At 66.5% G+C, this 24,055-nt stretch carries 15 protein-coding genes; 7 read left to right on the top strand and 8 right to left on the bottom strand.

Annotation, left to right across the window (positions count from 1 at the left end):
• The first annotated feature begins 19 nt into the window (after positions 1 to 19).
• On the top strand, positions 20 to 2,302 hold the full coding sequence (locus tag VGM20_13035; protein HEY4101791.1) for a transglycosylase SLT domain-containing protein: 2,283 nt from the start codon (positions 20 to 22) through the stop codon (positions 2,300 to 2,302).
• On the opposite strand, the gene VGM20_13030 is transcribed toward VGM20_13035, so the two are convergent.
• The 8 genes from VGM20_13030 to gcvT form a co-directional block, all read right to left on the bottom strand.
• Positions 2,244 to 3,146, bottom strand: coding sequence for a glutamate--tRNA ligase family protein (locus VGM20_13030; GenBank protein HEY4101790.1), 903 nt, complete (start codon positions 3,144 to 3,146; stop codon positions 2,244 to 2,246). The genes VGM20_13035 and VGM20_13030 overlap by 59 nt on opposite strands.
• Positions 3,139 to 3,774: a uridine kinase gene (gene udk, locus VGM20_13025; protein ID HEY4101789.1), complete on the bottom strand. Its 636-nt coding sequence runs from the start codon at positions 3,772 to 3,774 to the stop codon at positions 3,139 to 3,141. The genes VGM20_13030 and udk overlap by 8 nt, the downstream gene beginning before the upstream one ends.
• Complete coding sequence (locus VGM20_13020; GenBank protein HEY4101788.1) at positions 3,771 to 5,945, bottom strand: NosD domain-containing protein; 2,175 nt, start codon at positions 5,943 to 5,945, stop codon at positions 3,771 to 3,773. Before VGM20_13020 ends, udk begins: the two co-directional genes overlap by 4 nt.
• 4 nt (positions 5,946 to 5,949) lie before the next feature.
• Positions 5,950 to 7,959 carry an enterotoxin gene (locus tag VGM20_13015; protein ID HEY4101787.1) on the bottom strand — a complete coding sequence of 670 codons (2,010 nt, stop codon included), beginning with the start codon at positions 7,957 to 7,959 and terminating at the stop codon, positions 5,950 to 5,952.
• 92 nt (positions 7,960 to 8,051) lie between these two features.
• Positions 8,052 to 8,717 carry a hypothetical protein gene (locus VGM20_13010; GenBank protein HEY4101786.1) on the bottom strand — a complete coding sequence of 222 codons (666 nt, stop codon included), beginning with the start codon at positions 8,715 to 8,717 and terminating at the stop codon, positions 8,052 to 8,054.
• A gap of 65 nt (positions 8,718 to 8,782) precedes the next feature.
• Positions 8,783 to 11,647 carry an aminomethyl-transferring glycine dehydrogenase gene (gene gcvP, locus VGM20_13005; GenBank protein ID HEY4101785.1) on the bottom strand — a complete coding sequence of 955 codons (2,865 nt, stop codon included), beginning with the start codon at positions 11,645 to 11,647 and terminating at the stop codon, positions 8,783 to 8,785.
• 12 nt (positions 11,648 to 11,659) lie between these two features.
• On the bottom strand, positions 11,660 to 12,043 hold the full coding sequence (gene gcvH / locus VGM20_13000) for a glycine cleavage system protein GcvH (protein ID HEY4101784.1): 384 nt from the start codon (positions 12,041 to 12,043) through the stop codon (positions 11,660 to 11,662).
• A gap of 17 nt (positions 12,044 to 12,060) precedes the next feature.
• On the bottom strand, positions 12,061 to 13,155 hold the full coding sequence (gene gcvT, locus VGM20_12995; GenBank protein ID HEY4101783.1) for a glycine cleavage system aminomethyltransferase GcvT: 1,095 nt from the start codon (positions 13,153 to 13,155) through the stop codon (positions 12,061 to 12,063).
• Between the two features lie 100 nt (positions 13,156 to 13,255).
• Between gcvT and VGM20_12990 the strand changes: the two genes are divergently transcribed.
• From VGM20_12990 to VGM20_12965, 6 genes are all read left to right on the top strand, one after another.
• A complete protein-coding gene (locus tag VGM20_12990) occupies positions 13,256 to 14,410 on the top strand; it encodes a hypothetical protein (protein HEY4101782.1) in 1,155 nt (384 codons plus the stop codon).
• Between the two features lie 221 nt (positions 14,411 to 14,631).
• On the top strand, positions 14,632 to 16,077 hold the full coding sequence (locus VGM20_12985; GenBank protein ID HEY4101781.1) for a TolC family protein: 1,446 nt from the start codon (positions 14,632 to 14,634) through the stop codon (positions 16,075 to 16,077).
• A 5-nt stretch (positions 16,078 to 16,082) separates the two neighbouring features.
• Positions 16,083 to 17,279 carry an efflux RND transporter periplasmic adaptor subunit gene (locus VGM20_12980; GenBank protein ID HEY4101780.1) on the top strand — a complete coding sequence of 399 codons (1,197 nt, stop codon included), beginning with the start codon at positions 16,083 to 16,085 and terminating at the stop codon, positions 17,277 to 17,279.
• On the top strand, positions 17,276 to 20,473 hold the full coding sequence (locus tag VGM20_12975; protein ID HEY4101779.1) for an efflux RND transporter permease subunit: 3,198 nt from the start codon (positions 17,276 to 17,278) through the stop codon (positions 20,471 to 20,473). The genes VGM20_12980 and VGM20_12975 overlap by 4 nt, the downstream gene beginning before the upstream one ends.
• 156 nt (positions 20,474 to 20,629) lie before the next feature.
• Complete coding sequence (gene gyrA, locus VGM20_12970; GenBank protein ID HEY4101778.1) at positions 20,630 to 23,116, top strand: DNA gyrase subunit A; 2,487 nt, start codon at positions 20,630 to 20,632, stop codon at positions 23,114 to 23,116.
• Positions 23,113 to 24,055: threonine/serine dehydratase (locus VGM20_12965; protein HEY4101777.1), on the top strand; the 943-nt coding region annotated here is incomplete at its 3' end. The genes gyrA and VGM20_12965, both read left to right, overlap by 4 nt.

The following is a 24,055-nucleotide window of genomic DNA, read 5'->3' as shown; positions in this document are numbered from 1 at the left end:
AGTGCAGATAAGTTTCCGGATGCGCCGATTGCTCGCCGGATGGTTCGTCGTTATCGCCGCGGCACGAGGTGCGGCGCAGACGCCGTACGCCTCGGCAGATTCGGCGCTTGCCGCAGGACAACCGTGGCGCGCCAACCAGATTCTCGCACCACTCCTCGCCGTTCCCGCCACGCGAACACCCGACGTCGTCCTGCTTGCCGCCCGGTCCGCCGCGGCGTGGGAGGGCTGGCAGACCGTCCGGTCGCTCCTCGAACATGAGACGTGGCTCGATGCCCAGTTCGATCGTCTCGGCCGGCGCCTGCTCACCGATGCGGATCTTGCCCAGGCGCGCAACGCCGACGCTCTCGATGACGCACTGGCCGCCGCCGTCGTCGACGGCAGCCGCGACAACGAGGAACAGGCGCACCGGCTCGTCGATCTGGCCCGCGCATATGACCGGCTCGACCAGCTCGACAGTGCGGCGACGACCTATCGGCGCGCCATGGCGTTGCTCCCCGATCTTGCCGACTGGCTGGCGCTACGTGCCGCGGGCGTGACGGCGGATTCCGCCGGACGCGCCGCACTGTATGCATCGGTCGCACTCCCGGCGGCGCTCCCGCGAATTCCGTGGACCGAAGCGCTCGCGCACGACCGCGACGACGACTTTGACGGCGCTGCGGCGCGCTACAACGCCCTCGGAGCGCATGTGGCGGGATTCAAGGTCGAGTGGCGCGGCGCCACCACCGACTCGGCGAAAGCCGCGATCGGCGCCGGGCTGGCGCAACTGCTGCGGGCCAGCTCGAACAGCGCCGAATCACGGGACGCACTCGACCTGATCGACCAGGTCAATCCGCCGATGGTTCGCGACGACCGCCTTGCGGTCGCGCGCCGGGCCGCCGCGGTCAATCGACCGCAGGACGCCGTCGACCAGTTCTCGCGCGCTGCCGTCGAACTCCCGCTGGCCGACAAGGACCGCGTCATGCTGGGGACCGCCCTCGGCGCGGTGTCACGCTGGCCTGATGCGGCCGAAGTCTTTGCCGCGGTGCACGACCCGGCGTACGCCGGCGAAGCGGCGTACTTCCGCGCCCGGGCGCTGCTGCGCGCCAATCAGCTGGACCCCGCCGAACACGCGCTGCACCAGGTGGTCCGGCAGTATCCTGGCGATACTTCCGCGGCATCGATTGCATTGTACCTTCTCGCCGATCTCGCGATCGACGCCGGCGAAGTCGATTCGGCGCGCGCCGATTACCTCCGCCTCGCGACGCGATATCCCAGCAGCTCGCAGCGCTCGCACGCGATTCTGACGGCGGCGCTCATCGCCCTGGAGCGGGGCGACGCCGGCGTTGCCATCCGTGAACTCAGTCACGCCCTCGACGTGCACGCGGTGCCGCAGGAAACGGATGCCTCGCGCTACTGGCTGGGGCGGGCACGCTGGCAGATCGGCGACACGGCGGGTGCACGTCAGGCGTGGCGCGAGCTTCTCCCTCGCGGACCGGAGAGTTACTACGCGGTGCGCGCCGCGGCCCGGCTCGACACGATCCCGTGGCCCGTGATCACGACTCCACCAGCGATCCCTCCGGACTCACTCAATGGCGTCTTTGCGCGCGCTGCCCGGCTCGACGCCCTCGGCCTCGACATGGAAGCGCGGTTCGAGCGCGATCGACTCTCCGGCGATGCGCGCGGCACCGACGCGGAGCGTACCGGCGAGGCGTTCCTCGCACATGGGTTCATGGCGCGCGCAGCACAGCTGGGGAGCCGCGCCGCGAGCGCCGGCGCACCGAAGGATGCGACGCTCTGGCAGCTGATCTACCCGCTGCCGTTCGCGGAATCCTTGCGGCAGACGGCGGCGTCCGAATCGGTCGATCCGCTACTGGTCGCGTCGGTGATCCGCCAGGAATCGGGATTCGAGCCGCACGCCACGTCGCGCACCGACGCGCGCGGCCTGATGCAGGTGCAGCCTTCCACCGGACGGGATCTCGCCAGGGCGCTCGGCTTTCCCGATTTCGATCCCGCGCTCCTCTGGATCGCGCCGATCAACCTCGTCTTCGGCATTCATCACTTCGCTGCGGCACTGCGACGGTATCCCGAGGTCGAGCGGTCGCTGGCAGCGTACAACGCGGGCGAGAGCCGGGTGAACAGCTGGACGATCGCGCCGCTCACCGGCCAGCGGCGAAGCGCCGACCACGTCCACGATCCGATTGACGATCCGGAACTGTTCGTGGAGCGGATTCCCTTCGTCGAGACGCGCGACTACGTGCGGGCCATCATCCGGAATCAGTCGGTGTACCGGATGGTCTACGGAGCGCCGTCGACGCCGCATTGAGGATGTCGTCGCGGGTCATTCCCCCGGCGCGCATCGCCCGCACCGTCTTGCTTCGATCCCGCTTGCTCAACTTTCGACCATCCAGCGCCAGCACGAGCGGGTGATGCGCCATCACCGGTGGCGTCACCGCGCCGAGCAGCCGCGCGAGAAGCTGTTGTCTTCCCGTTGACGCGGCAAGATCCTCACCGCGAATGATGAGATTGACGTCGTCGTGCAGATCGTCGACCACGACACAGAATTGATAGGTCCATTGGCCACGCGCATCGCGGATCGCAACATCACCGAGATCATCCTGCGGGTGCTGCCCCAGCGGGCCGAGCACCAGATCGTCGATCTCGACCTCCCCGTCCGGAATCCTGGCGCGGATGACTGCGTCGCCGCGACCGTCCAGCGGCGTCCCACGGCACGTCCCCGGGTAGCGGCGCTCGCCGGCGGAAGTCAGCGGCATCGCGGCGCGGGTGCAGCGGCACTGGTAGACGTCGGTGACCGACTGGAGCCGAACGAGCGCGGCGGCGTAGCGCTCGGGATGGTCACTCTGACGGAACGGCGATGGATGGCGATCGAGCGAGGTTCGTGACCGTACGTCGCCTTCAAATCCGAGCCATGCGAGGTCCTCAAGAATCGCTCCCTCGAACTCGGCACTGCTCCGGCTGCGGTCGTGGTCCTCGCTCCGGATCAGCACGACCGCCTCGACCGCGGCGGCGATCCCCCATACCCACTGCGCGTGCACGACATGGCCGAGATGGAGTTCGCCTGTGGGTGACGGCGCAAATCGCGTAATCCATCGGGTCCGCTGACTCTTGAGTGCGGATGCCGCTGCGACTGCGGCTTGAAGGTCACGCACCGTGGGACGTGCGCCGTTGCAGTTCAGAATGGACCCGCGCCACGATCATCTCGATCGCGATCCGGTTGTGCCCTCCACCGGGGAGAATGATGTCTGCGTGGCGCTTCGACGGTTCGACGAATTCGAGATGCATCGGCCGCACCGTGGCGAGATACTGGCGCACCACATCGGCCATCGATCGGCCGCGGTCGATCACGTCACGTTCGAGCCGGCGGATGAACCGGATATCATCGGCGACGTCGACATAGATCTTGATGTCGAAGAGATCGCGAAGCCGGCGGTCGGCAAAGAGGAGAATCCCGTCCACCACGATGATCGGATTCGCCTCGACCAGCACGCGTTCCGGCGCGCGGGTATGCGCAGCAAAGTCGTAGACCGGCTTCTCGATCGCCTCACCCCGCACCAGCCGCTCCAGGTGCTCTGCCAGCAGTGCTGCATCGATCGAATCGGGATGGTCGAAGTTGACCTGGCGCCGCTCGTCGAGCGCAAGATGCGACAGATCATGGTAGTAGCCGTCCTGGTCGAGCACTGATGCGCTGACGCCGGCCGCTTCGACGATCGCGCGGACCACCGTCGTCTTTCCCGAGCCCGATCCGCCCACGATGCCGATGACGAGCGGTCGCGTCATTGCGGCATCCGATCGATGTCGAGCCGGAGTTCATACCAGCCATCGAGTTGAAGATGCTCGACGCGGAAGCGATGCGTGCCGGTCGCCACGAACGGAACCTCCTTGAGATGCGATTCGCCGGGTGTCCAATCATCGAGGACGAGCCGGTCGTCGATGTAGACGCGAACGGCGTCGTCCGCGATGGTGCGAAGCAGGTAGCGCCCTGGCGCGAGGTCGATCGACGCGGTCGCGCGGGTCAGCACGTCGGATTGCCGGATCGCCTTCGACGGCGGCGCGTACCAGGTCAGGTCGAGGCGGTTGGTGTCGAGTGACGCAATGGGAGCCTGGGCGAATGCTTTGCTGATTGCAGCCGAATCACTGCGCGACGTCCGGGTCGAATCGAACGGCACGAAGTCGAGATGCCAACGGGCCGCCGGAGCGAAACGGCGCCATCCAAAGCGTATCGCCTTCCCGGCGGCGATCCGCTCGCCGAACGCCGTCATCACGGGCCCGCCGTGATACTCGAGCTCCAGATCGACGTCTCCTTCGCGTCCCGGCATCGGCGTCACCATGATCGTCTGCGTCATCGTTCCGCTGTCGGCCGACAACGATGCGATCCCTTCGCGCGAAACGACGCGCCATCGTCCTGGCGGCCCAAGCACCTTGAGCGTCACAGTCGGTCCGTCGTCCCGGCCCAGCGGCCAGAGCCTCGGGCTCTTCCAGTCGTATGGTCCCCATTCGTCAATGATGATCGCCGATCGTCCACGCCGCTGTGCCGGCGGCGTGATGGCGTCGGTACCCCCGGGGAGCCGGGCGACACGATAGCGAGCCGGAATTGCCGGCTGGGGTCGCGGCCGGACTGCCGTCGCGAAGCGCCACGCTGTCGTGTCGCCGCTGGCGCGGACAATAGTGTCGACGGTGCGGAAGAAATTTCCCGCGGCGTGCACTTGCTGGGTGTTGTCGACTCGCATCGCGACCCGCTCGCCGGCAAAGCGGTTGTCGCTGATCGTGTAGTCGCGGGAATGCGTGTCGCGATGCTTCGGATAGCCCCAGTCCGACGGCTCGATCCGGTTCCACCAGAGATGCACGCCGGTCGTGTCGCCGGAGAATGTGTTGCCGGTGATCTCGTTGTCCTGACCGTGCTCGATCGCGATCGCTTCGCCGTTGCCGTCAAAGTGGTTTCCCAGCACGACTGAACCGTACGAATATCCGCCCCACAGTCCGTGCCAGTTGCCGTCGACTCGATTGGCGACGAACGCATTGCGGGAGAAGGTCGCTTCCATCCCGTTGGTTGGCGCGTACGAGAAGTCATTGGCGTAGAAGAGATTGTCGTTGCAACCCCCCTGGCCGGTGTCCATCGTTGATTGTCCCGCCCAGAGGAACAGCCCATCCCCCGAATGGGTGACCGAGTTGTAGGCGACCACATTGTTGCTGCTCTGTTCGTAGATCAGCAGGCCGCCGGAATCCTGCCCGCGATTGTAGAAGCCGTCGGCATAGCCTCGCACGTTCCAGTCGATGCGGTTGTGCATGATGTAGTTGTGGGACGCGCGGTAGAGGCCCAAGCCGACGCCGGAGTTGTATGAGAAGGTGTTGTTCCAGATCCTGATCCCCGTCGACCGCACGACCATCAGGCCGTCCATTCCATGCGTGACGCTGTTTCCCTTGATCTCGCCGATCGTGATGTCGTCGAGATAGATCCCCGCGCCGTATCGCAGCCACTCATCGTGCTCGTTGTTGTGATAGTCGAGCCAGTCGATCAGCGACTCCTTTTCGATCCCGCTGTAGAGCCGCGGCCTCCAGTTGTACGACAGGTCGTTGTCGAGGAGTGACAGCCTGGTCACATGGCGCGCAATGATCCCCACCTTGTAGCCGCGCGCCCGCACCCCCGTGATCACGATATTCCGTCCGCCGTCGACCCGGATCGCCGTGCCGGTAAAGCGATCCGGCGCGGCCCGGTCGCTGTCGCCGACGAGTTCGACGCCCGTGAGGTCGACCGTAACGTCGGACCCGCGCACGGTAATCGCGGCGGAGTCGCCAGCGGGCGCGTCGTATCGCCCGGGACGGATGCGAACCGAGTGCGTGATCGTCATTCCCGGCGAGAACGCAACGCCCTGCGCGCCCAGGATCGCCGGGATGATCAGCCGCGCGACAACCAGGCGGATACTCGTTCGAACGTCCGAGGCGCGTCGCATCCCGCTAGGCGGGGTTTGCCTCGAAGGTGAGCACCTCGAACGGCTCGAGGCGGAAGGTGTGCGACGACCCCGCGGCGACCGTGATCGGCGACGTCCCGCGTGCGCTGCGCCACGGCACCGACAAGCGATACTTCCCGCGCGCATGTTCCGGAAGTTCGAACGCTGCACCGACATCGATGTCGATCGATTTCGCGGCGTCGCCGGGATTGCGGAGCACCAGCGTGGCACTCGACGGTGACCACGACGCCCAGCCGTACGGCTCGAGTTTCACCGGATCACCGCCGACCCAATGGGTATCGACCAGTGAGCCGGCGTTGCGGCGCGACCAGTTGGCGCCCTCTGCGAGGTCGTCCCAGTTGTCGGTGGAGAGCAGCGATGGCGTGATGTACATCTCCTGGAGCTGCGTGCCGGTTCCGAAGTACGACCGGATCTCGTTGCGGAACCGATGGTCGGGATCGACGGTGAGCCGCCGGTTGTGCTTGGCGTAGATCATCCCGTGCAGCATCAGCGAATTCAATGGATAGAGCGGCCCCTTCTTCACGATGCCGGCGTAGGTGTCGCCGTCGCGGTAAGTGATCCATCGCTCGCGGTCTGGTCCCACCCCGGCGACATCATCGTCCTCGCCGCCGCGCCAGATCGAGTCGCAATGCCGGAGCCAGAACGGTGACGGATACGTCCCGGTGGTCAGATTCACGTACAGATCGGGCTCGACTCGGCGCAGATCGCCGATCAGCGAGATCATCGCGTCGAAATCGCTGTCGAACGCGCTCCCCGGAACGACGCGCGATGCGTTGCCGGTGCCGTCGAACTTGAACTGGTTGATCCCGTAGGTGCGGATGAAGTCGACGCAGGTGTCGTGGAACAGCTGGTAGTACTTCGGCCCGGAGAGCGCGAAGCCGCCGGCGTTCGTTTCGTATCCCTGCGCCTTGCCATACTGGATCCGCTGCTTGCGCGGGTCGCCGTATCCGCCCCACGGCGACAGCCAGACGCCGGGGGCTGCGCCGTATTGCTGTGCCGCGCGCCGCACGTTCGCGAACCCGTGCGGGAACCCGGCATTGAAATGCCAGAGGGTCGTCGCGTCGTCCCAGCCATCATCAAAGAGAAACGAACTCAGCGTCACGCCGCGCTTGCGATGCAGCTCCTCGCCGAAGCGATGGATCACGTCGAGCGCGCCGGTTTCATCGTACTTGGTGAAGTAGCCGAGGTCGTACCATGAGTTGTAGTGCAGGAAGGTACGGTACGGATGGGCGCGCTCACGTTCGAGATACCCGAGAAAATCGCGACGCAGCTGGCCGGTAGCGGTGGTACCGATGACCGACGACACGGTGAAAGCGGTCCCCGGACGAAGCGGAAGCTCGCGCGGGAGCGATCCGGTGGCGCGGTTTCCCGTTACCTCGTGCGTCGAAAGGGGATGCTCAAACCCGAGAAAGAGGTTACCGGCGACGACCGGAGATCCTTTCACCGTGCCGACGATGGCGACGCCACTGCTTTCCGCGTCGACCAGGATAATCTCGGCGATCGGCACCGGTGCCGCCGTTGCCGTGAGCGTCGCCTCCTGGCGCAGGTACCCCGACCGGTCGCGGGCGATCGCCCGCCAGGTCACATGGAGACCGGTTGGTTCGTGCACCAGGTCGAGCTCGATGGCACGACCGCCGCCCTGTTCCGCGCGGCGGGAGGCGTGGTGGTCGGCCGCCAGCCGGAGCGGTCGAGGGCCGGCCGCGATCCTCATCGCCGAGGCTGCGATCGTCGAACCGTCGTGGAGCCGGAGGACAAATGGATCGGGTGCCGGCGTGAGGGCGCGGTTGCCGATCCGGTCGACGAGCTTCACGACGCGAAAGGAACCTCCGGCGACGGTCCAGTGTGCGTCGATCCCTTCGGTCGCGATCGAAAAATCGTCGCCGGCGCGCTGAAACGCGGTGATGCCGCGAGGCCGCAGCGCGATCGCCGCCGCCGCCGCGCCCTGTTCCACGAACGCGCGACGGGAAAGCGGCCGCGGCAAGAATTGATCGGTCATTGGTCCCCTGGGCTGGCAGGCGCTTGCGAAGCGTGGTGTGAGCGCGAACAACGGAGGTGAGGGACCGAGCGGCCCCTCACCTCGTCAATCGGTCAACCGGCGAAGATGTACTGGGTGTTGAACTGCTGCGCTCGTGCGACCGCCATGACACCCGACGGCACGATCTGCACTCCCGGGTACAGGCCGGCGACCCACTCCCGCTTCACGGCGGCAGGATCGAGTTTCATCTTCGCCGCGGCGGCGCCGCTGTACACGGTGATCGCCACGTCGCATGCGCCGACGAGGACGCCGGTCTTGAGCATGTTGGACGTGCCAAGATTGGGGAGCGGCAGGTTGGTGATGTTGGCGAACGGATTCCGGGTCGCCGGCGCCGCGCCATCCTTCACGTTGAACATCTCGCCGAGATGGTACTTGGCCCAGATGCTGTCCTGGAGCGCCAGCGGCAGTCCTTCATGACGACAGATCACCATCGCGCTGCTTCCCTCACCGGGATACGTCGCGTCGGTCGTCATCAGGAAGACGCGCGGCCATACCATCGGCATCCCGCTGTTGACCGCCGGTGCGTCGAGGACCACGCGGTGCTTCCCGGTCAGCTTGCCGAACCACGCTTCGAGCTTGGCGTCGGCGACCCGCGATGCGACACTCTCCCCCGCGGCGCGATCTGCCGTCAACCCGGTCATCCCGAGGCCGACCGCGGCGGCGGCAACACTGCCAATGAATCCGCGGCGCGGGACCCCGGTGGTGGCGTCGTCGAACATGTGACCCTCCAGCGTTGGAAAATGGGGAAAGCGAAGGGGATCGATGAAGCTATCGCGCGGAACGGCTAGACGTAATCCTCGAGTGGCGGGCAGGTGCACACCAGGTTGCGGTCGCCGAACGCGTTGTCGATCCGCGAGACGGTGGGCCACACCTTGCGGTCCCGCAGGCCCGGAGCCGGGAACGCCGCCGACTCGCGCGAGTAGGGATGATCCCACTGGTCGGCGGCCACCTGCTCGATGGTGTGCGGCGCGTGCTTGAGGACGTTGTTGTCGCGCGGGACGTCGCCGCGCTCGACCGCGCGGATCTCTTCGCGTATCGCCAGCAGCGCATCGATGAACCGGTCGAGCTCTTCCTTCGGCTCCGACTCGGTCGGTTCGACCATCAACGTCCCCGGCACCGGGAACGACACCGTCGGCGGATGGAATCCGAAATCGATCAGCCGCTTGGCGATATCCTCGACGTCGACGCCGGCACTCTCCTTGAACGGCCGGGTGTCGAGAATGCATTCGTGCGCAATCAGCCCGTGCGACCCCGAGTAGAGGAGGTCGTACGCACCGGCGAGCCGGCGCGCGATGTAATTGGCCGAGAGAATCGCGACCCTCGTCGCCTCGGTGAGCCCTTCGGCGCCCATCAACTGGATGTAGATCCACGAGATCGGCAGGATGCTCGGCGATCCCCACGGCCCCGACGACACCGTCCCCGCGCTCTGTCCGTGACCGAGATCGACGGCGGGATGGTCGGGAAGGAACGGCGCGAGGTGCGCGGCCACGCCGATCGGACCCATCCCCGGGCCGCCGCCGCCGTGAGGAATACAGAACGTCTTGTGCAGATTCAGATGGCAGACGTCGGCGCCGATGTCGCCCGGGCGGCAGAGGCCGACCTGCGCGTTCATGTTGGCGCCGTCCATGTACACCTGTCCGCCGTTCGCATGCACGATCCGGCAGATCTCGGCGATCGATCCTTCAAATACGCCGTGGGTCGACGGATAGGTCACCATTAGCGCCGCGAGATTGTCGGCGTTCGCTTCCGCCTTGGCGCGGAGATCCTCGACATCGATGTTGCCGCGCGCATCGGACGCGACGACCACCACGCGCATCCCGGCCATCACCGCGCTCGCCGGATTGGTCCCGTGGGCGCTGATCGGGATCAGGCAGACGGTGCGATGCTGTTCGCCGCGCGCATGATGGTAGGCGCGGATCGCGAGGAGCCCGGCGTACTCGCCCTGCGACCCGGCGTTCGGCTGGAGCGACACCGCGGCAAAACCGGTGATCTCGCAGAGGTCTGCTTCGAGGCGGCGGAACAGCTCGGCGTATCCCGCCGCCTGCGTCACCGGCACGAACGGATGCATCGCGCCGAACTCCGGCCAGCTCACCGGGATCATCTCGGTCGTGGCGTTGAGTTTCATGGTGCACGAGCCGAGGGGAATCATCGCCGCCGTGAGCGACAGATCCTTGGCCTCGAGGCCGCGCATGTAGCGCAGCATCTCGGTTTCCGAGCGATGGCGGTGGAAGACCGGGTGGGTCAGGTACGCCGACGTGCGCGCGAATGCCCCGAACATCGCCGCAGCGGATGCCGTCGCCGGTTCCGGCAGCGTCACTTCGCGATCACCGGCGAAGCACGCCACGACGTCGGCGACATCGCGCTCGGTCACTGTCTCATCGAATGAGACAGCGACCCGATTGAGGTCGAGGCGGCGGAGATTGATCCGGCGTTCGACCCCCGCGGCGATGACGCGCTCGCGCACCGCCGCTTCGAGCGTCACCACGACCGTGTCGAAGACGTGATCGTGGTCGGTGCGAATCCCGAGGGTTCCCAGTGCGTCGACGAGTTGCCGGACCCGCCCGTGAACCTGCTCGGCGATCGCGCGGATCCCGTCGGGACCGTGATACACGGCGTACATCGACGCCATGACCGCGAGCAGCACCTGTGCCGTGCAGACATTGCTCGTCGCCTTGTCGCGACGGATGTGCTGTTCGCGCGTCTGCAGCGCCATCCGCAATGCCGGCTTGCCGGTGGCGTCACGCGAGAGGCCGATGATCCGTCCCGGAATGTGTCGTTTGAACTCCTCGCGCGTCGCGAAGAACGCGGCGTGCGGACCGCCGTATCCGAGCGGGACGCCGAAGCGCTGCGAATTCCCGACCGCAACATCCGCGCCCCATTCTCCCGGCGGCGTGAGCACGGCGAGTGCGAGGAGGTCGGTTGCCACCGTCACCAGCGCGCCCGCCGCGTGGGCGCGTTCGCACACGGCACGCCAGTCGTGAATTCCGCCGTCGGTCGCGGGGTACTGCAGCAGGCATCCGATCGCAGCTGGCGCATCACCACCAGCGAAGTCGAACGTCGCGGGGTCGCCGACTTCGATCATCACGCCGCGCGCCTCGGCCCGGGTGCGCACCACGGCAATCGTCTGCGGATGGCAGTTCGCGTCGACGAGATAGACCGGCGTCTCGCCATGCTTCACCACGGCGAGGGTCATCGCCATCGCCTCCGCCGCGGCGGTCCCCTCGTCGAGCAGCGACGCGTTGGCGATCGGCAGCGCGGTGAGGTCGCTCACCATCGTCTGGAAATTCAACAGCGCTTCCAGCCGCCCCTGCGCGATCTCGGCCTGATACGGCGTGTACGCGGTGTACCACCCGGGATTCTCGAGGATGTTCCGCTGGATCACCGTCGGCACGAGGGTATTGCTGTATCCCTGACCGAGATACGACCGGAAGACCTGGTTCTCGTCCGCGAGTGCGCGCGTCATGGCAAGCACGTCGGCTTCGCTCTTCCCGGGCGGAAGGGCAAGTGCCCGGCGGAGGCGGATCGACTCCGGAATGATCGCGTCAATGAACGTGTCGAGGGACGGATACCCGAGCACACCGAGCATGGACTCGATGTCGTCGGCGCGGGGCCCGATGTGGCGCGCCGCGAATGCGTTGGAGGGTGTCACGCTCGGTCTGGTCTAGAGGCTCGCGATCATGGCGCGATAATTCTCTGCATCCTTGAGCGCGTTGACGTCGTTGGGATTGCTCAGTTCGATCTTGATCAGCCAGCCTGCGCCGTAGCAGTCGCTTGCGACGGTTTCCGGTGCGTCCGCCAGCGTGTCGTTGATGGCGATCACCTTCCCCGATGCCGGCGCGAAGAGTTCGCTCACGGCCTTGACCGACTCGATCACGCCGAACGCCTTGGTCGCTTCGATCGTCGTGCCGACGGCGGGAAGTTCGACGAAGACGATGTCCCCGATCTGCTCGACCGCGAAGGCGGTGATCCCGACCGTGCCGTTCTTGCCGTCGACGGCGAGCCATTCGTGCTCGACCGAATATTTGAGCTTCTCGGGGATGTCCACCGGGCGCCTCCCAGGCCTCAGGTCGAACGTCGATAGAACGGCAGCGGCACGATCTCGGCCGTGGCGCGCTGGTTCCGGATTCCCACCTCGAGGGTGTTGCCTGGGTGGCCCTGACCGACCGGGACATACCCCATCGCGATGGCGACGCCGAGCGTGGGAGATGCCGTTCCACTGGTGATCGTCCCGCACGGTTCCGGCGCGGCGGGAAGATAGACGGGATAGCCGGTCCGGGCGATCCCTCGACCGGTGATCCGCATCCCGACGAGCGTCTTGCGCGGCGTGTCCTTGACGCGTTCCAGCGCGCTCCGGCCCACGAAATCGCCGCTCTTGTCGAACTTCACGACGCGGCCGAGGTTGGCCTCGAACGGCGTGGTGTCGCGACCGAGCTCCTGGCCATACAACGGCATCCCGGCTTCGAGGCGCAGGGTGTCGCGCGCACCAAGTCCGACGGGAATCAGTCCGGCAGATCTCCCGGCGTCGAGCAGCGAGTCCCAGACGGTGACGCCGTCGTCCCAACCGACAAAGAGCTCGAAACCGTCTTCGCCGGTGTAACCGGTCCGGGCGAGGAGCGCGGGGACGCCACACGCCGTGATCTCGATGCCCGCGTAATACTTGAGCGTGGCGAGATCGAATTCGGTAAATGGTTGCAGGATTCCGGCGGCGCGCGGCCCCTGGATCGCCACCAGCGAGGTCCGCATCGACGCATCGTCGAGCCGCGCGTCGAATCCGGTGATCCGCTCACGGAGCGCCGCGGCAACGGCATCGGCGTTGGAGGCGTTGGCGACCACCAGGTACCGCGCGTCACCCAGGCGATAGACGATGAGATCGTCGATGACACCCCCGTCGGCAGCGCAGATCATCGAGTAGTGCGCCCGGCCCACCGCCAGTTTTCCCGGCGCGGTGACGAGGGCGAAGTCGAGCGCCGCCCCTGCACCGCTGCCGGTGAGGTACAGCTCGCCCATGTGGGAGAGGTCGAAGAGCCCCGCCGCCTTGCGAACGGCGTTATGCTCCTCGACCAGGCCGGCATACTGCACCGGCATCTCCCATCCGGCGAACGGGATCATGCGGGCGTTGAGAGCGCGGTGTCGGGAGTCGAGTGCGGTGTGGTGCATGCCGGGTCCGGTTGAGATCGCGCGACAAAGATAGCGGACAGCCTGCGAGGTGACCGATGCGGCCCGCAGTGCGAATCATTCCCATCGATCGGAGTCACCAGTGAGGCGGATCGCAGCGTGGGCACTGGTGCTTGGCGCGACGCACGGGCTCGCCGCGCAGCGGCTGGCGAAGCCGGTGCGCGATACAGTCGACCATCACATCGTGCGGGTGACGAATCCCGGGCCGACGTCGTGGAGCGATACCAACGGATGGAAGCTCACGTACGAACGGACGATTCAGCCTGCTGACGACTCGCCCGGAATGCTGGAGCATCCCGCGGGAATCTCTCTGCTCGGCGATGGGCGCCTGGTGGAATGGGATTCGAAGACACCCGGAATCAACGTGTACGACGTGCACGGCGCCCTGGTTCGCAAGATCGGCCGCGACGGCGAAGGTCCCGGCGAATTTCGGAGGAATGAAGTTGGTTTGCTGCGCGATACGATCGTGGTCGACGACATACATCTGGCTCGGATCACCGTGTTCACGATCGATGGACGCCTGATCCGGACGATGCGTGCGCCCTGCTGCGATGGTTTTCCCGTTGCGGTTGACCAGCGAGGGCGCGCCATACTCCATGTCACCACCAACCTCCGCGGCGCGTTCACCAGTCACTGGGCCAGAGTCCCGCTTGGTGGCGGTTCCGCCGACACCATTCCGTCGCCGGTCGCCGCGCCGCCACTGCAATGGACCGTGCACAGCGAACATGGAGAAGCTGTGTTCCGCGTGCCGTTCGCCGGGCAAACGACGATGGCGTTCCAGCAGGACGGCTCGATGATCTACGGCGCGACCGACCGTGCCGAGTGGTTGCGATCATCGGATGGACGGGACACCACGCTGATCATTCGCATCAGCGGACTCGTACCACGACCGGTGCCGGCAGTGAACCGCGATTCGCTGTTTCACCTGTACACCGACCATAACGAAGCGCTGCGCGCCGTTGCACACGAGTCCGACCTGCCGCGCACCTATCCGCTCTGGCGCGAAATCGGAACCGATGACCGCGGCGACTTCTGGATCATGCTCGGCAGCTATTTCACGCCGATCACCGGCTTCGCCGTCGTCGATCGCAATGGCGCGTTCCTCGGGATCGTCCCCTCCCCATTTCGTGCGGCAAGCTACGTGAGCTGGTCCGGCGACCGCGTTGCCGTCGCCGACATCGATGACAACGACGTTCCCCGCGTTCGCATCTTCCGGATCGACCGCCGCGGCCATTGAGCCGGCAGCGGACGCGCTCACCAGATCGTGACGCCCCGTACTCTTCCGTTCCTTGCGTTGCTGCAGGGGTGAACTATCCTGTATCCGCCCTCGGATGTGAGAGGGTTTTCGCGGTCAACGTTCGCGAGTGCGGCCACGTAGCAGACACGCACGGCAGGTCTTCGCCGGCTGCTGGAGGTTCCGGACTTCTGAAAGCTCCCCTGTTCGCGAGTTCGATCGCGATGATGGCCCTTGTCTCGGCGTGCTATCCGCCCCTCCCCGGCTCCGGAGGGGCGGGCCCGTCAGCGCCGCATGCGGGCGCGGCGTGGACGCCGCCCGCTTCCGCCGCGCGAGAAGCCGGCGAAAGCCGTCTCCCGGCCGATTCACTCCCCGCGGCGATGGAGAGCCGCCGCACGGCGCTCACCACGACCGATCTCGTCAATCTCGCGTTGGAACGGAGTCCGGAGACACGCGCCACGTGGCTCGCCGCGCGGGCCGCGTCGGCAAGCTACGGTGAGGCGCGCTCGAGTTTCTTCCCCGAGATCACCGGGGATCTCAGTGTGAACCAGTTGAAGACCGCCTCGACCGGCGGCCGGGTCTCGGTGCAGCAGACGACGTACGGGCCGACCCTCTCGCTCGACTGGCTCCTCCTTGATTTCGGTGGGCGCGCCGGCGCGATCGACGCCGCACGACAGGGGATGTACTCGGCGGACTGGACCCACAACGCGATGGTGTCCGACGTCGTGCGCCGGACGACCCAGGGCTACTTCGCCTATGTCGGTGCTCTCGGCCTTCGCGACGCGCAGCGGATCAACCTCTCGGAAACGCAGGTGAACCTTGCCGCGACCGAGGAACGGCGCAGTGTCGGTGTGGCAACGATCTCCGACGTGCTGCAGGCGCGCACCGCGGTCTCGCAGGCCGAGCTGGCGCTGCAGCAGGCGGACGGCGCGCTCGATAGTGCGCGCGGCGCACTCGCCACGCTGATCGGCATGCCGCCCAATGCGAGATTCGATGTCGACACGACCGACGCGAGCGCGCCGGTTGCCCCGATCGCGGCGACGGTCGACTCGCTGATGCAGCAGGGGCTGCTCCAGCGCCCCGATCTCGCGGCTGAACGGGCGCAGGTCGACCTGCGGCAGGCGCAGGCGCGCGAAACCCGCTCGCAATATCTCCCATCACTCAGCGCGACCGGCACCAGCGGCACGGTGTGGGTCGCCGGGCGCTCCGGCAATTTCCCGTCATACAATCTCGGCCTCGCGCTTTCGATCCCGGTCTTCAATGGTCTCGGCTGGCAATACGCCGCCGAGGCGGCAGCGCTGACCGCGGATGCGGAAGCGGCGCGCCTCCGTACCATGGAACAGCAGGTCGCGCTCGAGGTGTACCAGAGCTATCAGGCGCTGCGAACCGCCACCCAGAGCGTCGCAACCTCCGAGCAGCTTTATGCGAGCGCGAGTGATGCAGTCGACGCGGCGCGCGCACGGTATCGCGAGGGCGTCGGCTCGCTCCTCGAACTTCTGACCGCCGAGAATTCGCTTGCCAACGCCCGGGGACAGCGGATTCAATCACGAGTCCAGTGGCACACCTCGCTGGTGCAGCTCGCACACGACGCAGGTCTGCTCCAGCCGAGCGGGGCGACAGCGTTGCGACTCGCTCCCGGCCAACCATCCTCGCCAGGCAACAATCGATGAGTCGCGTGCCCCGTCCGTTCCGGTTCGTCCTTCCCGCGCTGTGCCTCGCCGCGTGTCATACCAGGACCGCGGCACCGACCCCGCCGGTACCGGTGTCGGTCACGCAGGTACGCCAGGCCGACGTCCCGCGGATGATCGCGGCGACCGGGACGGTGGAGCCGATCCAGACCGCCGAGGTGCAGGCGCAGGTGAGCGGATTGCTGCAGCATGTCCGATTCAAGGAAGGTGACGAGGTCCACGAGGGTCAGGTGCTCTTCGAGATCGATCCGCGGACCTTCGACGTGGCACTCGACCAGGCGCAGGGTGCGCTGGCCCGCGACAACGCCAGCTGGGTGAGCGCCCAGCACGACGTGACGCGGTACCAGGCGCTGGCGTCGAAGGACTACGTCACGCAGCAGCAGCTCGACCAGACTCGCGCGCAGGCCGACGCCCTGGTGGGGACACTGCGCACCGACAGCGCGGCGATCGCGCAGGCTCGCCTCAACCTGCAATACGCCACGATTCGCGCGCCGATCGATGGCCGCGCCGGATCGGTCCTCGTGAAGGAAGGGAACCAGGTCCGCGGGGGCGCCGGACAGACGCTGGTGGTGATCAACCAGATCTCGCCGATCATGGTCCGCTTTCCGGTCCCGGCGGCGATGTTCGACGCGGTGCGCCGTCGCGCGGACAGCGGCCTCATCGTCGAGGCGCGGCCGGTCGGTGACTCGGCGCACGTCGAGCACGGCAAGCTGACCTTCCTCGACAACAACGTCGATTCGCTCACCGGCACCGTGCTGCTCAAGGCAATCTTTCCCAACACGGATCGCACGCTCTGGCCCGGCGGCCTCGACGCCGTCTCACTGCAGCTCGACGTGATGCACAACGCGCTCGTCGTGCCGACCGCGGCGGTCCAGAACAGCCAGACCGGCAGCGTGATCTGGGTCGTCGACGCCGACAAGCGCGCGCACCCGGTGAAGGTCACCGTCGCCCGAAGTTCGGACACGCTCTCGGTGCTCGAGGGAGGTGTCTCCGTTGGCCAGACGGTGGTAACCGACGGCCAGCTTCGCCTGACCGACAGTTCGCGCGTGAGCATCCGGGCCCCGGCGGCGAACACGGGCGCCGACACGACTGCTGGCACGACCGCTGCAGCTGCCGCCGATCCGCAACCGGCCAAGGGGTCGGCAGCCACGACCGCTGCTCCGCGGAGAAAGCCGTCGCCATGAGCGATCGTGACGACCGGCATGGAACCGCCGCACCGGCCGGTGACCAGGGCGGAGGACGGGTAAAGAGCCGGACGAAGAGCCTCTCGTCACCATGGATTTCCCGGCCGGTGATGACCACGCTCATCATGGGCGGGATCCTGATCTTCGGGATCGCGTCGTACCGCGGGCTGCCGGTCGCCGACCTGCCCAGCGTCGACTATCCGACCATCTCGGTCACCGCGTCGCTGCCGGGGGCATCACCCGAAACGATGGCGTCCGCCGTCGCGACGCCGCTGGAGAAACAGTTCTCGACGATCGCCGGCCTCGCGTCGATGACCTCGTCGTCGCTCCTCGGCACCACGTCGATCACCCTGCAGTTCGATCTCAATCGCAATATCGACGCGGCGGCCGCCGACGTGCAGGCGGCAATGACGCAGGCGTCGCGTACCCTTCCCACGACGCTGCTGCCGCCGTCCTATCGCAAGGTCGACCCGTCGGCGTCGTCGATCATCCTGTACTCCCTCACCTCATCGACGTTGCCCCTCTCGACCGTCGACGAATACGGTGAGAACGAAATCGCGCAGCAGCTGTCGACTGTCTCCGGCGTGGCGCAGGTGCAGGTCTACGGATCGCAGAAGTACGCGGTGCGGATCCAGCTCGATCCGCAGGCGCTCGCGGCGCGCAAGATCGGGATCGACCAGGTCTTCGACGCGGTGAACAACGGCAACGTCGACCTTCCGACCGGGACGCTATGGGGAAGTGACAAGGCGTACTCGCTCGACGCGCAGGGGCAGCTGCTCAACGCGGCCGCGTACCGGCCGCTGATCGTCGCGTGGCGCGACGGCCGTCCCGTCCGGCTCGGCGACCTGGGCAACGTCGTCGACAGCGTGCAGGACACCAAGGCGGCGGCCTGGTTCAACAATTCGCGCGGCGTGGTCCTCGGCATCCAGCGCCAGCCCGGCACCAACACCATCGCGGTGGCGCAGGCGGTCCGCGACGAGATGGCGCAGATGACCAGGTCGCTGCCAGCCTCCGTCAAGGTGACCACGATCTACGACCGGTCCGAGTCGATCGACGCGTCGGTGAAGGACGTCAAATTCACCCTCTACCTGACGCTCTTCCTCGTCGTGCTGGTGATCTTCCTCTTCCTGCGCAACGTGTCGGCGACGATCATTCCGTCGCTTGCGCTGCCGATGTCGCTGGTCGGCACCTTCGCGGTGATGTACCTCCTCGGCTATTCGCTCGATAATCTCTCGCTCATGGCGCTCACGCTGTCGGTCGGCTTCGTCGTCGACGACGCCATCGTGATGCTCGAGAACATCGTCCGCCACACGGAAATGGGCGAGAACCCGCGCGACGCGGCGTATACCGGGTCGGCCGAGATCGGCTTCACCATCCTGTCGATGACGATGTCGCTGGTCGCGGTCTTCATTCCGGTGCTCTTCCTCGGCGGGCTGATCGGCCGGCTGTTCCATGAATTTGCCGTCACCATCGGTGCGGCGATCCTGGTCTCCGGATTCGTGTCGCTGACGCTCACACCGATGCTCTGCTCGCGATTCCTCCGCGTCGGCCACGCCGACGAGGGACGCGGAGCGCTCGCCCCGCTCTTCCGCATCACGGAGGGGATCTACGAACGGGCGCTGCACGGCTACGATCGCGGCCTCCGGCTGGTGCTCGATCATCCGCGACCGATCTACGCCCTCTCGGCGGTGATCCTCCTCGCGACGATCTGGCTCGCGCGCGCCGTACCGAAGGGATTCATCCCCTCGGAGGACCAGGGCCAGCTGCGCGTCACGACGGAAACATCCGAGGGGACCTCGTTCGACGGGATGTATCGGCACCAGGTCGAGGCGAATCAGATGGTGCTCAGTGATTCGAATGTCGCCGGGTTCATGTCGTCCCTCGGCACCGGCGGCGGCGGCAACACCACCAACCAGGGACGCTTCATCGTCCGGCTTGCCCCACGCGACCAGCGCAAGGAAACGGCCGACGACGTCGCCCGCGAGCTGCAGGCGAAGCTGTCGCAGATCCCCGGACTGCGGGCCTTCGTCCAGAATCCGCCGGTGATCAACATCGGCGGCAGGCTGTCCAAGAGCCTCTACCAGTACACGCTGCAGGGTTCCGACATTCCTGCGTTGTACAAGGCGTCGCAGGAACTGCAGGCGCGGATGGAGCAGATGAAGGATCTCCGCGGCGTCACCAGCGACCTGCAGATCAAGAATCCGGAAATCCAGCTCTCCGTCGATCGCGATCGCGCATCCGCCGTCGGCGTCACGATGCAGCAGGTCGAGAACGCGCTCTACGACGCCTATGGCGCCCGTCAGGTGTCGACGATCTACACCAGCACCAACCAGTACTGGGTCGTGATGGAGCTCCTCCCCCAGTACCAGCGCGATCTCGGCGCGATGTCGCTGATCTCGGTGCAGGGCGGCAACGGCCAGCTTGTCCCGTTCACCGCGCTGGCCAAGGTGTCGGAGGCGGTGGGCCCGCTCACCGTGAACCACTCGAGCCAGCTCCCCGCGGTCACCATTTCGTTCGATCTCGGGCCGGGAGTGTCGATCGGTCCGGCACTCGAAGAGGTCCAGCGGGTCTCGGCGCAGATCCTCCCGACCGGGATCACCGCGCAGCCGGCCGGCACGGCGCAGGCCTTCCAGGATGCCCAGCACGGACTCGCCATCCTGCTGGTGCTCGCGATCGTCGTGATCTACATCGTCCTCGGCGTGCTGTACGAGAGCTTCATCCACCCGCTCACGATCTTCTCGGGGTTGCCGTTCGCCGGGTTCGGCGCGCTGCTGGCGCTGATGGTCTTCCACATGGAGCTCAGCGTCTATGCCTTCGTCGGCATCATCATGCTGATCGGCCTGGTGAAGAAGAACGCCATCATGATGATCGACTTCGCCGTCGAGGCGGAGCGGAAGGAAGGGAAATCGGCGCGCGCCGCGATCCACGAAGCGTGCATGGTCCGATTCCGGCCGATCATGATGACCACGATGGCCGCGCTGATGGGAACTTTGCCGATCGCGCTCGGCAGCGGTGCGGGTGCCGAATCGCGCCGGCCCCTCGGCGTGGCGGTCGTGGGCGGCCTCGCGGTATCTCAGCTGATTACCCTGTTCGTGACACCGGTCGTTTACGTCTTCTTCGACGGGCTGAAACAGCGGATGGCGCACCGGCGGTCGCATCGCGCCCATCCGGTCGTCGTCGAGCCGGCACCGTAACGCGCCACCGCCGTCGGCGCTGACCGGCTAACCTCTTCATTTTCAAGCACTTGCGCGAACGGGTTCGACTTGTAACCCTCGGGTGATTCCGGTATATTTCGCCGTTTCCGGTCGCGGCATCGAGACGGCGACCGTACCCCCTCAATCCGGACCCCGATGACCGCGCCAAATTCTCGCGAACGGATCGTTCCGCGCCTGATCGAAGAGGAGTTGCAGCAGTCGTTCATCAATTACTCGATGAGCGTCATCGTATCGCGCGCACTTCCCGATGTGCGCGACGGGCTCAAGCCGGTGCACCGGCGCATCCTCTACGCGATGAACGAGCTCGGGCTCCTTCCCAATCGCGCCTTCAAGAAATCCGCGACGGTCGTGGGCGATGTCCTCGGCAAATACCATCCGCACGGCGACCAGTCGGTGTACGACGCGCTAGTGCGCATGGTGCAGGAATTCTCGCTCCGCTATCCACTGGTCGATGGACAGGGCAATTTCGGCTCGGTCGATGGTGATCCCGCGGCGGCGTATCGATACACCGAATCGCGGCTCACGCGCATTGCACTCGAGATGCTCGCCGATATCGACAAGAACACCGTCGATTTCGTCCCCAATTTCGATGACCAGCGCGAGGAACCTTCGGTCCTGCCGTCGCGGCTGCCGAATCTGCTCGTCAACGGATCGAGCGGCATCGCGGTCGGCATGGCGACCAACATCCCGCCGCACAACCTGCGTGAAGTGGCCGGCGCGATCGCCGCGCTGGTCCAGAACCCCGATCTCACCACCGACGACCTGCTCCAGTACATCAAGGGACCGGACTTCCCCACCGGCGCGTACATCTACGGCGAAGCGGGGATCCGCGAGGCGTACGAAACCGGTCGCGGCCGCGTCGTCATGCGCGCGCGGGTGCGGATCGAGGAGAACGAGCGCACCGGCAAGAACGCGCTGATCATCACCGAGATTCCCTATCAGGTGAACAAGGCGACGCTGCACACCGCCATCGCGGAACTGGCGATGGAGAAGCGCGTCGAAGGGATCAGCGGCGTCCGCGACGAGTCGGATCGCGAGGGGATGCGGCTGGTGGTGGAGCTCAAGCGTGATGCGATCGCGCAGGTGGTGCTCAACCAGCTGTACAAGCACACCGCGATGCAGAGCACCTTCGGCGTGATCAACCTCGCGCTGGTGAACGGCGCGCCCAAGGTCATGCCGCTCAAGGAGATGCTGCGGCACTTCATCGACCACCGGCACACCATCATCGTCCGCCGGACCGAGTTCGATCTCGCCGAGGCGAAGAAGCGCGAGCATATCCTCGAAGGGCTCAAGATCGCCGTCGACAACATCGACGAAGTGATCAGGATCATCCGCGGATCGCCCGACACCCCGACCGCCGACGCGGCGCTGCGGGCGCGGTTCGGGCTGAGCGAGGTGCAGTCCGACGCCATCCTCAACATGCGGCTCGCCAAGCTCACGGGGCTCGAGATCGACAAGCTCGAGGCCGAGCTCGCCGAAGTACGCACCGCGATCGCGGAGCTGCAGAGCATCCTCGACTCACGCCCCAAGCGGATGAAGATCCTGGTCGACGAGATCAGCGACCTCGCCACCACCTTCGGCGACGAGCGCCGCACCGAGATCCTCAAGGACCAGGCCGAGTTCTCGGTCGAGGACCTGATCGCCGAAGAAGACATGGTGATCACCATCTCGCACACCGGCTACATCAAGCGGATCCCGGTCACCACCTATCGCCGCCAGCGGCGCGGCGGCCGCGGCCTCACCGGGATGGAGACCAAGGAACTCGACTGGGTCGAGCACCTCTTCATCGCGTCGACGCACGACTACCTGATGTTCTTCTCCGACCGCGGCACCGTGTACTGGCTCAAGGTGCACGAGATTCCGCAGGGCGGGCGCGCCGCGCGCGGCAAGCCGGTGGTCAACTGCATCAACATCCGCGAGGGTGAGCGGGTGGCGGCGCTGGTCCCGGTCCGGAAATTCGGAGACGACGAGTGGCTGATGTTCGTCACGCGCAACGGCACGGTGAAGAAGACGGTGATGTCGGCGTATGGCAACGTCCGCAGCGTCGGGATCAACGCCATCAACATCGACGCGGACGACGAGCTGATCGACGTGCAGAAGACGCGCGGCAACGACGACATCGTGCTCGCCACGTCGTTCGGCATGAGCATCCGCTTTCACGAGACCGACGCACGCGAAATGGGCCGCGCCACGGGCGGCGTCAAGGGGATCGAACTCGACGACGGTGACCGGGTGATCGGCATGGTCGTGGTGAAGGAGCGCGCCGAACTGCTGGTGGTGAGCGAGCGCGGCATCGGCAAGCGCAGCGCCCTCGCGGACTACCGCGTGCAGAGGCGCGGCGGCAAGGGGATCATCACGATGCAGCAGACCGAGAAGACCGGCAAGCTGATCGCGCTCAAGGACGTCCTCCCCGAGGACGAACTGATGATGATCACCAAGGGCGGTGTCATCATCCGCTGCCCGGTCGAGGGGATCCGTGTGAGCGGGCGCAACACCCAGGGCGTCAAGTTGATGAACCTCGACGCGGGCGACGAGATCGTCGACGTCGCCCGGGTGCAGAAGGAAGAGGGCGACGGTCTCGAGGAGGAAGCGGGCGAGGAAACGCCGGCGGCGGAGGCGTGACCCGGATCGATCTCGCCAACCTGCAGGAAGCGCGCGCCGGTCTCGCTGGCGTCGCCGAGCGCACGCCGCTCATTCCGCTCCCGTTGGCACCGCCACATGACGTGCGGCTCAAGGCCGAGAACCTGCAGCCGATCGGCGCCTTCAAGATCCGTGGCGCATGGACCGCGCTGCGCCGGCTCGACCCCGACGCGCGCAGTCGCGGCGTCGTGACCTCATCAAGCGGCAACCACGGTCTCGGTGTCGCGTTCGCCGCGCAACGCCTCGGCATCCGCGCCGTGGTGGTGATGCCGGAATCGGCACCCGCCGTGAAGGTCGACGGCGTTCGCAGGCTCGGCGCCCAGGTCGTGCTCAAGGGAAAGACGCGCGGTCCCGAACAGACGGCTGAGGCGGAACGCTTCGTCGCCGAGGATGGGCTCGTGATGATTCCGCCGTTCGATCACCCGGATGTGATCGCAGGCCAGGGAACGCTCGGCCTCGAGCTCCTCGACCAGTGGCCCGATGTCCGCACCATCCTGGTACCGATCGGCGGCGGCGGCCTGCTCGCGGGTGTCTGCTCCGCGGTGCGCGCCGCTCAGGCCAATGTCCGGGTGATCGCCGTCGAGCCTGCGGCGATTCCCAAGCTCTCGGCGGCGATGTCGGCCGACCGGCCGACCACCCTGAGCGATGGCGCCAGTCTCGCCGACGGCCTGCTCACCAAGTCGGTCGGCGCGCTGACCTTTCCGATCATACGCGCCACCGTGAGCCGCGTGATCGGCGTCACCGACGACCAGCTTCGTGACGCGATGCGCTGGCTCGGCGAGCACGACCTCCGCGTCGAGCCATCGGGATCGGCCACCACCGCAGCGGTACTCTCCGGCCAGTATGTGGTGGATGGACCGACGGCGCTGGTCTGCACCGGCGGCAACGTCGATCCGGCGCGGTATCAGGAGCTCACCGCCC

This window comes from Gemmatimonadales bacterium, from assembly GCA_036500345.1.
Classification (GTDB): Bacteria; Gemmatimonadota; Gemmatimonadetes; order Gemmatimonadales; family GWC2-71-9; genus Palsa-1233.
Note: the sequence above shows the minus strand (reverse complement) of the source record. Positions and strands in the feature narration are given on the sequence as shown.